This is a genomic window from Acidiphilium sp. 20-67-58, from assembly GCF_002255515.1.
GTDB lineage: Bacteria > Pseudomonadota > Alphaproteobacteria > Acetobacterales > Acetobacteraceae > Acidiphilium.
In genome coordinates this window covers 60,723-72,531 of sequence record NZ_NCAS01000014.1, presented here as the reverse complement: position 1 = coordinate 72,531, position 11,809 = coordinate 60,723, and the positions used below count along the sequence as shown (strand labels likewise).

The 11,809-nt window shown below is 66.8% G+C and carries 7 protein-coding genes and 2 tRNA genes; 4 read left to right on the top strand and 5 right to left on the bottom strand.

The window, feature by feature from the left end:
• Nucleotides 1-248 precede the first annotated feature (248 nt).
• On the top strand, nucleotides 249-1,961 hold the full coding sequence (locus tag B7Z76_RS07595) for a PAS domain-containing methyl-accepting chemotaxis protein (RefSeq protein ID WP_291343118.1): 1,713 nt from the start codon (nucleotides 249-251) through the stop codon (nucleotides 1,959-1,961).
• Between the two features lie 284 nt (nucleotides 1,962-2,245).
• On the opposite strand, the gene tsf is transcribed toward B7Z76_RS07595, so the two are convergent.
• Nucleotides 2,246-3,151 carry a translation elongation factor Ts gene (tsf, locus tag B7Z76_RS07590; RefSeq protein ID WP_174504337.1) on the bottom strand — a complete coding sequence of 302 codons (906 nt, stop codon included), beginning with the start codon at nucleotides 3,149-3,151 and terminating at the stop codon, nucleotides 2,246-2,248.
• 73 nt (nucleotides 3,152-3,224) lie between these two features.
• Nucleotides 3,225-3,998, bottom strand: coding sequence for a 30S ribosomal protein S2 (gene rpsB / locus B7Z76_RS07585; protein WP_174504338.1), 774 nt, complete (start codon nucleotides 3,996-3,998; stop codon nucleotides 3,225-3,227).
• Between the two features lie 306 nt (nucleotides 3,999-4,304).
• Here rpsB and hemW point away from each other — a divergent pair, with 306 nt between their 5' ends.
• Nucleotides 4,305-5,453 carry a radical SAM family heme chaperone HemW gene (gene hemW, locus B7Z76_RS07580; protein WP_291343116.1) on the top strand — a complete coding sequence of 383 codons (1,149 nt, stop codon included), beginning with the start codon at nucleotides 4,305-4,307 and terminating at the stop codon, nucleotides 5,451-5,453.
• Between the two features lie 109 nt (nucleotides 5,454-5,562).
• On the opposite strand, the gene B7Z76_RS07575 is transcribed toward hemW, so the two are convergent.
• Nucleotides 5,563-5,639: transfer RNA gene (locus tag B7Z76_RS07575), tRNA-Pro, on the bottom strand.
• A 170-nt stretch (nucleotides 5,640-5,809) separates the two neighbouring features.
• Between B7Z76_RS07575 and B7Z76_RS07570 the strand changes: the two genes are divergently transcribed.
• Nucleotides 5,810-8,437, top strand: a complete 2,628-nt coding sequence (locus B7Z76_RS07570; protein ID WP_291343114.1) for a penicillin-binding protein 1A — start codon at nucleotides 5,810-5,812, stop codon at nucleotides 8,435-8,437.
• 46 nt (nucleotides 8,438-8,483) lie between these two features.
• Nucleotides 8,484-9,615, top strand: a protein-coding gene (gene prfB / locus B7Z76_RS07565) for a peptide chain release factor 2 (protein ID WP_291343112.1) whose coding sequence is annotated in 2 segments (ribosomal slippage) — nucleotides 8,484-8,552 and nucleotides 8,554-9,615 — 1,131 coding nt in all. Because the reading frame shifts where the segments join, the coding sequence is not laid out codon by codon here.
• Between the two features lie 49 nt (nucleotides 9,616-9,664).
• Here the strand turns inward: prfB and B7Z76_RS07560 are convergent.
• Together B7Z76_RS07560 and shc are read right to left on the bottom strand one after the other, a co-directional pair.
• Nucleotides 9,665-9,747, bottom strand: a tRNA-Leu gene (locus B7Z76_RS07560).
• An 87-nt stretch (nucleotides 9,748-9,834) separates the two neighbouring features.
• Complete coding sequence (gene shc / locus B7Z76_RS07555; protein ID WP_291343111.1) at nucleotides 9,835-11,784, bottom strand: squalene--hopene cyclase; 1,950 nt, start codon at nucleotides 11,782-11,784, stop codon at nucleotides 9,835-9,837.
• Between the last annotated feature and the right edge of the window lie 25 nt (nucleotides 11,785-11,809).

Sequence of the window (11,809 nt, the reverse complement as noted above, 5' to 3'; positions counted from 1 at the left end):
CGTTCCGATCCATCCGGATCGGATGTCGTGCTCTATCTTGTTGATAATTAGAGCATCTTTATCCGATCAGATGATTCCATCTGATCGGATGATGCTCTAATAAAACTGAAATCGAATCCGGTGATCCCCGCACTTTCCTGGGTCCGGCCCCGACAAAAACGCCGGTCTTTGTGCTGATGTCGTTAATCAAATCTGCATGATTCTGAAATATTCCAAAAAGCAATTTCAAACAGGGATTGCGCCGGGTCATGGGTTTTAGTTTTCGTAAATTTATAGAAAAATATCGAAATATAAACGTTCTCGGCGAATCCTTTGGTCTCGTCAGCTTCGCCCCCGACGGCACGATCCTCGACGCGAACGAGCGGTTTCTCGGTCTTGCCGGTTATAGCCTCTCCGATCTTGCCGGCCGCCATCACCGCATCCTTGTTGCCCCGGCCGAGCGTGACAGCGCCGCCTATGCCGAATTCTGGCGCGGCCTTGCCGCCGGCACGTCCCGCTCCGGCGTGTTCCGCCGCATCGGCAAGGGCGGAAACGATCTCTGGCTCCGCGCCGTCTACTCTCCGGTGCGCAACCGCGCCGGTCGCGTCGTGCGGATCTCGGCCGCCGCCCTCGATCTGACTGCCGAAACCACGAATGCCGCCGCGAATGAGGGGCTCCTCAACGCGATCGGCCGCTCGCAGGCCGTCATCACCTTCAACCTCGACGGCACGATCCTCGATGTGAACGCCAATTTTCTCGACACGATGGGCTACGCGCGCGACGAGGTCATTGGCCACCGCCATGCCATGTTCGCCACCCAGGCCTATGCCGCGAGCCCCGCCTACGCCGCCTTCTGGGAGCGGCTGCGCAAGGGCGAGTTCTTCTCTGCCGAGTTCGAGCGCATCGGCAAGGGCGGGCGTCCCGTCTGGCTCCAGGCCACCTACAACCCTGTCTACAACGCCGATGGCAAGGTGACCCAGGTGGTCAAGTTCGCGGTCGATCTCACCACCCGCATGCGCGAGGTCGAGCTGGTCGGCGACGCGCTGGAGCGCTTGTCCGACGGTGATCTCACTGCCGGAATTGGCCGCGAGCTGATGCCCTCGCTCGACCGGCTGCGCGTCGATTTCAACGCCGCCGCGAACCGCCTGTCCGCGAGCATCGCCGGCGTCCGCCAGAGCACGGACGAAATCAACCTCGGCGTCACCGAAATCGCCAAGGCCGCGGGCGATCTCTCCGGCCGCACCGAGCGTCAGGCCGCCTCTCTCGAACAGGTCAGCACCCTGCTCGACAGCGTGACCATCGGTCTCGGCAAGACCGCCGCCAATGCCTCCCGCGCCGCCAAGGCGGTCGACGCCACCAGCGATGCCGCCCGCAAATCCCACGCCGTGGTGGGTGAGGCGGTGGCGGCGATGAACCGGATCGAGGCCTCCTCGCGCGAGATCGACCAGATCATCGGCCTGATCGACGAGGTGGCGTTCCAGACCAATTTGCTCGCGCTGAACGCGGGGGTCGAGGCCGCCCGCGCCGGCGAGGCCGGGCGCGGCTTCGCCGTCGTCGCCACCGAGGTCCGCGCGCTCGCCCACCGCTCGGCCGGTGCCGCGAAATCGATCAAGCAGCTCATCGCCCGCTCCTCCGAACAGGTCGGCGCCGGCGTGCGCCTCGTCGGCGAAACCGGAACCGCGCTCGACACCATTCTCCGCCACGTCACCGACCTGCATGGCCTGGTGGACGAAATGGCCACCGCCGCCGCCGAGCAAGCCGGCAGCCTCGCCGAGCTGAACGCCGCCACCGGCCAGGTCAGCGTCGCCGTGCAGCAGAACGCCGCGATGGTCGAGCAGACCTCGGCCGCCACCCACTCCCTGCGCGAGGAGATCGGCCGTCTCGCCCGGCGCGTCGCCGGGTTCCGCACCCTTGCCGGCGCAGCTTCCGCCCCGGTCGGTGCCGCGTCAGCCGCCCCGCGGAGGCTGCCCGAGCTGGTGTAGAGCATCATCCGATCCGGAAGGATCGGAAATTGCTCTGTGATTCTTCCCCTGAGTTGCGCGGGGGATTTCAGGTTCGGGGCGTTCGAGCCTTGCCAATCCTGCCGAACCGGATGATGCCCGGAGTCTCTCGGTCCCGACGGTGAAGCTGGCGCGCCATCGGCCGCGTCCGCCAGACGCCCCGCCTCTGGCGGTGGAAAACGAAAACGGCGGCGCAAATGCTGCGCCGCCATCTCCAGATTCAGCCTGAAGCCGCGCAGTGGCGCGCGGCTTATCGCAGCGCGGGGTCAGACCCCCGCCGCGGCCGCGACCTCCGCGGCAAAGTCTGTGGTGTCCTTCTCGATTCCCTCGCCCAGGGTGAACCGAACGAACCGGGTCAGCGTTGCCCCCGCGCCCTGGACGATCTTGTGCACCTTGCTTTCGCCATCGTGCACCCAGGTCTGCTCGAGCAGAACCACATCCTCGTAGAACTTCTTCACCCGGCCCTCGACCATCTTCTCGATGATCGCTTCCGGCTTGCCGGAGGCGCGCGCCTGGTCGGCCAGAACCGCCTTTTCCCGCTCCAGCGCCGCCGGATCGACATCGGCGATGCTCAGCGCGTCCGGCCTTGTCGCTGCGACATGCATGCCGATCTGCCGGCCCAGCGTCGCCAGCGCCTCGCTGGCCTTGCCCTCGAGCGCGACAAGCACGCCGATCTTGCCGAGGCCCGGCTTCAGCGCGCCATGCACGTAGGAGGCCGTGACACCGTCCTTCACCTCGGCCACCGCAACCCGGCGGATCGACATGTTCTCACCGACGGTCGCGACCAGGCTGACCAGCTCGTCCGCGACGCTGTGCGACGTGCCCGGATACGGGGCCGCCTTCAGCGCCTCGACATCCTCGCCCACGGTGAGCGCCAGCTTCGCCGTGGTCTCGACGAAGTTCTGGAACGCCTCGTTGCGGGCCACGAAGTCGGTCTCGGCATTCACCTCGACCATCGCCGCCCTGTTGCCCTCATGCGCAACGCCGACCAAGCCTTCCGCTGCGGTCCGCCCGGACTTCTTGGCCGCCGCGGCAAGACCCTTCTTGCGCAGCCAGTCGATCGCGGCTTCCATGTCGCCGCCGCTCTCGGTCAGCGCCTTCTTGCAGTCCATCATGCCCGCGCCGGTCTTTTCACGCAGATCCTTGACCATCGCGCCGGTGATTTCGGCCATGGGAGTTCTCCTCAGAAAATGAATAGTGCCGGGCCCGCCTCACGACAGGCCCGGAATTCGTCCCGCGTGGGGCTCAGGCCTGCGCCTCGGCGTCCTCGTCCGCCACCGCCTCGGCCGGCAGCTCCTCGAGCGCGCCGATATCGGCACCCGAAGCGGCCATCTCGGCGCTGATCCCGTCGAGCACCGCGTTCGCGACCAGGTCGCAATACATCGTGATGGCGCGGATCGCGTCGTCATTGCCGGGGATCGGATAGGTGACGCCCTCGGGGTTCGAGTTCGAGTCGAGCACTGCGACGACCGGAATGCCGAGCTTGTTGGCTTCCTCGACCGCGAGCTTCTCCTTGTTCGTGTCGATGATGAACAGGATGTCCGGCAGGCCGCCCATTTCCTTGATGCCGCCGAGCGCGCGGTCGAGCTTCTCGCGCTCGCGCGTCAGGTTCAGCATTTCCTTCTTGGTCAGGCCCTGGCCTTCGCCCGCCAGGGTCTCTTCCATCTGCCGCAGCTTGCGGATCGAATTGGTGATGGTCTTCCAGTTGGTCAGCATGCCGCCGAGCCAGCGATGGTTCACGTAATACTGGCCGCAGCGCTTCGCCGCATCGGCCACATGCTCGGCCGCCGCCCGCTTGGTGCCGACGAACAGCACCCGTCCGCCGCCGGCGGTGACGTTGCGGATCTCGCGCAGCGCGCGCTCGAGCATCGGCACGGTCTGCTGCAGGTCGATGATGTGAACCTGGTTGCGCACGCCGAACAGGTACGGCGACATGCGCGGGTTCCAGCGGCGGGTGTTATGGCCGAAATGCACGCCGGCTTCGAGGAGCTGACGCAGGGAGACGTCTGGCATCGCCATGATCTGGTATCCTTGTCTGGGGCCGCCGGGGCGGCGGCCATCCGGTTAAACCTCCACGAAGCCGAGCCTTGCGGCACCGGAACCAGCGCGCTGGATAAGGCGCTTCGTGTGCGAATTATCGGCATCCTCGCCCGAAAGCGTGCCGACACCCGCCGTATGGCCCAGATCTCCCTTCCGCGCAAGACATGGCAGATCACGCCCCGATCCATCCGGATCGGATGTCGTGCTCTATCTTGTTGATTATCAGAGCATCTTTGCCCGATCAGAGGTTTCCATCCGATCGAATGATGCTCTAGACCACATGCCATGACCCCGCTCGCCCTCTATATCCATTGGCCCTTCTGCAAGGCCAAATGCCCCTATTGCGATTTCAACTCCCATGTTCGCGAACGGATTCCCGAGCAGCGGATCGCAGCCGCACTCCTCGCCGAGCTGGAGTACGAGGCCGCCCGTCTCGGCCCGCGCCGCCTGACCTCGATCTTTTTCGGCGGCGGCACGCCGAGCCTGATGGCGCCCGACAGCGTCGCCGCCTTGATCGGACGGGCGACGTCCCTGTTCGCCCCGGCGCCCGATCTCGAAATCACCCTTGAGGCCAACCCCACCAGCATCGAGGCCGGCCGCTTCCGCGCCTATCGCGAGGCCGGGGTGAACCGCGTCTCGATCGGCGTGCAGAGCCTCAACGATGACGCGCTCCGCTTTCTCGGCCGCGAGCACGGCGCAGCCGAGGCGCTGGAAGCGGTCGAACTCGGCCGCGCCATCTTCCCGCGCCTGTCCTTCGACCTGATCTATGCCCGGCCGGGCCAGACGCTCGCCGGCTGGCGCGCCGAACTCGGCGCCGCCCTCGACGTCGGGCTCGATCACCTCTCGCTCTACCAGCTCACCATCGAGCCCGGCACCCGCTTCGCCACCGCCCATGCGCGCGGTGATTTCGCGCTCCCCGAGGATGATGACGCCGCCGCGCTCTACGACGCCACCGCCGAGGAGGCGGCACGATTCGGCCTCGTCCCCTACGAGATTTCCAACTACGCGAAGCCGGGCGAGGAATCCCGCCACAATCTCGCCTACTGGCGCTACCGCGACTATGCCGGCATCGGCGCCGGCGCGCATGGCCGGATCAGCCTGGGCGAGACGCTGCTCGCGACCCGGCGTCACCGCGCACCCGAGGAATGGGCGGCGCGGGTCGAGGCATCGGGGCATGGCAGCACCGAGGAGGTCGAGATCGGCGCCGATGAACGCGCCCGTGAGGCGCTGCTGATGGGGCTGCGGCTCGCCGAGGGAATCGACCGCGCCGCCTATGCCGCGCGAACCGGCCGCGATCTCCTCGGCCTGCTCGACCCCGACATGACGGCGCGGGCGATCGAGGCCGGCTATCTCGACATCACGGCGGCGCGGGTCACGGCGACCTATGAGGGGCGCAAGCGGCTCGATTCGCTGCTGGCCGCCCTGCTGGGCTGACCGCGCTGCATATCGCATCCATCACATTTTCGAGGGTTCATCGGGAAATACCACGACCAGTTTCCTGCGATTTCTCGCAAACCAATCAATATGTCGCCATATCGGCGACTGGTCGGAGTGAGAGGATTCGAACCTCCGGCCCCTGCGTCCCGAACACAGTGCTCTACCAGGCTGAGCTACACTCCGCTGAGGCGCCCTATAGCCAAGGGTGAGGGGATAGGCAAGGCGAGGCTGGCGTGTTTCTGAAGCGCATCTCGCCGCACTGCCGAAACACGAACGCCGCGTTGACGAGATTTAACGGCGGTGTGGCGTCCTGATTATTCGCGATCCGGCCCATTGGGTGCTATGGAGCCGCCATGTCCCGACCTTTGAAAGCCGGCGAGCGGCTATCGAAATCCGAATCCCGGCGCCGCGGCCGCGAGACGCCACCCAAGGCGCCACCCAAGGCGGCCACGCGCGGCGCGCCGAAGAAGAAGCGCCCCGGGCTTGCCGGATTTGCCGGCGGGCTGATCGTGCGTTGGCTCTACCGCCTCGCCCTGCTCGGCGTGGTCGGCGGCGCGGTCGTCGGCGGCGGGCTGTTCCTTTATTTCAGCAACGGCCTTCCCGGCGTCGACCGGCTTCGCCATTACGAGCCGCCGCTCGAAACCCGGATCTATGCCGGCAATTTCCGCCTGATCGGCGCGCTCGGCACCCAGCACCGCATCTACGTGCCGTATGACCGCATCCCCCCGCTGGTCGCGGAGGCGTTCATCGCCGCCGAGGACAAGAATTTCTGGACCGAGCCGGGAATCGACCCGCTCGCCATCGTCCGCGCCGGCGTGGTCGACATGGCGCGCCTCGGCAGCCATGAGCGCCCGCTCGGCGCCTCGACCATCACGATGCAGGTGGTCAAGAACATGCTGCTCGACAACCGGATCGACTTCACCCGCAAGATCAAGGAGGCGATCCTCGCCGTCCGCGTCAACCGGGCGATGAGCAAGAAGCAGATCCTCACGCTCTATCTGAACGAGATCTTCCTGGGCCAGGACAGCTGGGGCGTCGCCGCCGCGGCGCAGGCCTATTTCGACAAGCCGGTGTCGCAGCTCAGCGTTGCCGAAGCGGCGATGCTCGGCGGCCTGCCGAAGGCGCCGACCAATTACAATCCCTTCCTGCATCCGCAGCGCGCCCGCGACCGGCGCAACTGGGTGATCGGGCAGATGCAGGCGGACGGGTTCATCACCGCGGCCCAGGCGCGCGAGGCACTGGCCGCCCCCCTGATCCCGAGAGCCGCGTCCGGTCCTGCGGCGATTCCGGGGGCTGGATATTTCGTCGACGCGGTCGATGCCCAGCTCGTCAGCATGTTCGGCCGCAAGATGGCGATGGAAGGCGGGCTGATCGTTCGCACCAGCCTCAATCCAACTTTGCAGGCGGCGGCAACCCGCGCGATGCGCGACCGGCTGGTCTCCTACGATCACCAGTTCGGCGTCTATCGCGGCCCGGTCGCGCAGATCGACCCCGACGCCGTCGCCTCCGACTGGGCGCAAGCGCTGTCGCGGCAGCCGTCGCCGAAGGGGCTGATCGGCCACTGGCGGCTCGGCGTCGTCATCAGCGAGACCCGCCTGCGCGCGAAGATCGGCTGGCTCGGCAGCGGCGGGACGGCGGACCCGCATACCGGCACGCTGACCCTTGCCGCGATCCAGTGGGGCCGGCCGATGGTCCATGACCATCCGGGACCGCTGCTGCACGACATCGCGCAGATGCTCAAGCCCGGCGACGTGGTTATGATCGCGCCGAAGCCCGACAAGGGCGGAACCGTCTCCCTCGAACAGATTCCGAAGGTGGAAGGGGCGATGCTGAGCCTCGATCCGCAATCCGGCCGCGTGCTCGCCATGGTCGGCGGCTGGAGCAACCGGCTCAGCCCCTACAACCGGGCGATCCAGGCGCACCGCCAGCCCGGCTCGAGCGTCAAGCCGTTCGACTATCTGACGGCAATGCAGGCGGGCGTGCAGCCGGATTCGACGATCCTCGACGCACCCTTCGTCCAGCGCCTCGCGGACGGACAGATCTACCGGCCGGGCAATTACGAGAACGATTTCCTGGGGCCGGTGCCGGTGTTCTACGCGCTCCAGGAATCCCTCAACCTCGCGACTCTGCACCTGGTGCGGCGGGTGGGGCTCGCCAATGTCATCGCCAATTTCGAGAAATTCGGCGTGGTCAAGCACGCCCCGCTGATCTACCCGGCGGCGATCGGCGCGCTGGACACCACGCTCTGGCGCATGGTGCGCGGCTACGCCGCACTCGACGAATACGGCCGGCAGGTGCAGCCCACGCTGATCGACAGCGTGACCGCGCCGGACGGGCACATCCTGTATCAGGCGCCCGACCAGTCCTGTGCCAATTGCATGGACGGATCGGCCGGCCAGCCGCCGGTCCTCAACCGCCCCGGCGCCCGCCTCGCCGACCCCGACAGCGTCTATCAGGTCATCATGATGATGCGGAACGTCACCGAGCACGGCACCGGCGTGCCGGCGGTCAAGGGGTTGAACCGGCCGATCGCCGGCAAGACCGGCACGACCAACAATTTCAACGATGCCTGGTTCATCGGCTTCGTGCCGCAGATGGTCACCGGCTGCTGGATCGGCTTCGACAAGCCGCAGGATCTCGGGCGCAACCAGACCGGCGGCAATGTCTGCGGCCCGGCCTGGAACCAGTATATGAAGGTGGCGCTCAAGAACCAGCCGGTCATCCCCTTCACCCCGCCGCAGGGCGTATCGCTGCAGAATGTGAGCTTCCGCAACGAGACCGTCAGCGAGGCGTTCAAGCAGGGCCAGGTGCCGGGCGCGCAGTCCAACCCGGGGCTCGTCGCCGACGATCCGCTCGATCTCGGCGGCGCCATCACCCCGGCCTCGGCTCCGTCCGGCGCGCGCGATTTCTCCCCCACTCCGGGCGGCGCCACGCCGGCTGCCCCAGGCAAAGTCGACAAATCGCTGGGCGGGCTGTATTGACCGGGGCCCGGACCATCATTCCGACGCAAGCTGAAGAGAACAGAAAATGTCTGCCGAAACCCACTCGCTCGCCGAGCAGATCACGCAAAGCGTGGCCCTGCTGAGGAGGCATCTTTGACTGGGATGCCGCCCTTCGCAAACTTGAGGAACTGAACGCCCGCGCCGAGGATCCGACGCTCTGGGACAATGCGGACGCCGCCCAGGCGATGCTGCGCGAGCGTAATCGCCTCGCGACCCAGACCGAGGCGGTTCACACGATCGAGCGTGAAACCGAGGATGCGCTCACCCTCGCCGAACTGGCCGAGGCGGAGGCCGACCAGTCGGTGCTGGCCGAGGCCGAGGCGGCGCTGCGCCGCATTTCCGAGGAGGCCAAGCGCCGCGAGATCGAGAGCCTGCTCGCCGGCGAGGCCGACGGCAATGACTGCTATGTCGAGGTGAATGCCGGCGCCGGCGGCACCGAGGCGCAGGACTGGGCCGAGATGCTGCTGCGCATGTATACCCGCTGGGCCGAGCAGCATGGCTACAAGGTGACGATGCTCGAGGAATCCGAGGGCGAGCAGGCGGGCATCAAGTCCGCCACGATCCAGATCTCCGGCATGAACGCCTATGGCTGGCTGAAGACCGAGGCCGGGGTGCATCGCCTGGTGCGGATCTCGCCCTTCGATGCCAATGCGCGGCGGCAGACCAGCTTCGCCAGCGTCTGGGTCTATCCGGTGGTCGACGATTCGATCGAGGTCGACATCAACCCGGCCGACCTGAAGGTGGACACGTTCCGCGCTTCCGGCGCCGGCGGCCAGCACGTCAACAAGACCGAGAGTGCGATCCGCATCACCCACGTCCCCTCCGGCATTGTCGTCGCCTGCCAGAACGACCGCAGCCAGCATCGCAACCGCGCCACCGCGATGGATATGCTGAAATCCCGCCTCTACGAGATGGAGTTGCAGAAGCGCGAGGAAGCTGCCGCGGCTTCCGAAAGTGCGAAGCGCGACATCGGCTGGGGCCACCAGATCCGCTCCTACGTGCTCGCCCCCTATCAGCTCGTGAAGGATCTGCGGACCAATTTCGAAAGCGGCAATCCGGACGCGGTGCTGAACGGCGATCTCGACGCCTTCATGGCCGCCTCGCTCGCCTCCCGCGTGGGGGCGACGCGCAGCGAGGCCTCGGCCCAGGCCGAATGACCCGGCCCGAGGCGGCGGGCTTTGCCGCCGTCTCGGAAGCCGGAGTGAATGCGGATGGCGGGACTTGAACCCGCACGCCCTGACGGGCAACAGATTTTAAGTCTGCTACGTCTACCATTCCGCCACATCCGCGTGGGGAAATCCGTTCCTGCCATGCCCGCGCTGAGTCGGGCAAGCGCCCGCTGGGCAGGTCAGAGCATCATCCGATCAGATGATGCTCTAGAATCCGAACGGCACCTGCCGGCTGTTGCCGCGCGCGAGATTGCGATAGCGCGCCAGCGCCATCAGCGGGAAGAAGCGCGGGTAGCCGTGATAGCGCAGGTAGAACACGCGTGGGAACCCGACCGCGTTATAGGGCTGCTCGGTCCACGAGCCGTCGTCTTCCTGCACCGATTGCAGCCAGGCGATGCCGCGGGCGACGGCCTCGTGCTCCGCCTGGCCGGCGGCCATCAAGCCGAGCACCGCCCAGGCGGTCTGCGAGGGCAGGCTCTGGTGATATTCGCCAGGGGCGGCATGGGCGTAGCTCTCGCAATCCTCGCCCCAGCCGCCATCGGCGCGTTGGCGCGCCAGCAGCCATTCGACGGCGCGGACCATCATCGGGTCGTCCCGCGCCACGCCGGCGGCGTTCAGCGCGCAGAGCGACGACCACGTGCCATAGATGTAGTTGGTGCCCCATCGGCCGAACCAGGAACCATCCTTCTCCTGCTCGTGGCGCAGATAGGCGACACCGCGCGCGATCGCCGGCCGGTCCTCGGCGTGGCCGAGTTGGGCAAGAAAGGAGATGCAGCGCGCGGTGACATCCGCCGTCGGCGGGTCGAGCAGGGCGCCGTGATCGGCGAAAGGGATGTGGTTGAGATAATGGAACTCGTTGTCCGAATCGAAGGCGCCCCAGCCGCCGGAGCGGCTCTGCATGCCGAGAATCCATTGCCGGGCGCGTTCCACCGCCTCGCGATGGGCGGGATCGCCATTGCGGTCGAGGATCATGCCGACCACGGCGGTATCGTCCACATCGGGGTAATATGCGTTGTTGTACTGGAAGGCCCAGCCGCCCGGCGGGGCGTCGGGCTTGCGATAGGCCCAGTCGCCCTTCACGTCGAGAATCTGGCGCGGGATCAGCCAGTCGCAGGCGGCGGCAAGACCGGCATCGCCGGCGCTGCCGGCCTCGGCCAGCGCGTGGGCGGCGAGCGAGGTGTCCCAGATCGGCGACAGGCAGGGCTGCACGTAGCTCGCCCCCTCGAAACGCGAGGATGCATCGGTCACCAGCTTGCGGACCGAGGCCCAGGCCGTCGCGTAATCCGGGTGGTCGGGGCTGTAGCCGAGCGTGTGATACATCATCACCGTGTTGGCCATCGCCGGGTAGATGGCGCCGAGCCCGTCCTCGCCGTTCAGGCGCGGGGTGATGAAGTCGATCGCCGCCTGGATTGCGCGCTTGCGGCTGCGCGCGGGGAAGTGCCGCTCCAGCGGGCGCAGCGCGGTATCGATCGCCTTGAACAGATAGCCCCAGTTCGAGCGGTAGGGGCCGCGGATATAGTCGGTCACCTCGTCCGGCGGGGTGACGAACAGCTCGTCGATCCGCACGTTGCGCGGGTTGCGCGCGAGCGGGCGTTCGGTGAGCAGCACCAGCAGCGGTGCGATGACGGTGCGCGACCAGTAGCTGATCTTCCAGATGGTGATCGGAAACCAGTCCGGCAGCAGCATGATCTCGACCGGCATGACCGGGCAAGCCCGCCAGGGCACGGCGCCGAACAGCGCAAGCTGGATGCGGGTGAAGACATTGGTGCGCGCCGCCCCGCCGCGGGCGAGGATGGCCTCGCGGGCGCGGCGCATATGCGGCGCATCGGGATCGTCGCCGATCGCCTTCAGCGCGAAATAGGCCTTCACACTGGCCGAGAGGTCCATCGCCCCGTCATGGAAGAGCGGCCAGCCGCCGGGGTTCTGCGGCGAATCCCCCTGGATGCCGCGCAGGAACACGCCGATGCGCGCCTGGAGTTCGGGGTCGATCCGGTCGAGGAAATGTTCGAGCAGGACATATTCCGCCGGGATCGTCGCGTCCGCCTCGAGCTCGTAGACATAGTGGCCATCAGCGCGCTGCTCGGCCGACAGCCGCTCATGCGCGCGCCCGATGGCTTCGTCGAGGGAGGCGAAATCGATGGACATCGTATCGAACATCGCCCCCCTATAGGCGATTTTGCCG

What these genes read in the sequence shown, in the direction of transcription:
- shc (WP_291343111.1), bottom strand. Translation starts at nt 11,784, where the DNA reads ATGTTCGATACGATGTCCATCGATTTCGCCTCCCTCGACGAAGCCATC.
- B7Z76_RS07570 (WP_291343114.1), top strand. Translation starts at nt 5,810, where the DNA reads ATGTCCCGACCTTTGAAAGCCGGCGAGCGGCTATCGAAATCCGAATCC.
- B7Z76_RS07595 (WP_291343118.1), top strand. Translation starts at nt 249, where the DNA reads ATGGGTTTTAGTTTTCGTAAATTTATAGAAAAATATCGAAATATAAAC.
- hemW (WP_291343116.1), top strand. Translation starts at nt 4,305, where the DNA reads ATGACCCCGCTCGCCCTCTATATCCATTGGCCCTTCTGCAAGGCCAAA.
- tsf (WP_174504337.1), bottom strand. Translation starts at nt 3,151, where the DNA reads ATGGCCGAAATCACCGGCGCGATGGTCAAGGATCTGCGTGAAAAGACC.
- rpsB (WP_174504338.1), bottom strand. Translation starts at nt 3,998, where the DNA reads ATGGCGATGCCAGACGTCTCCCTGCGTCAGCTCCTCGAAGCCGGCGTG.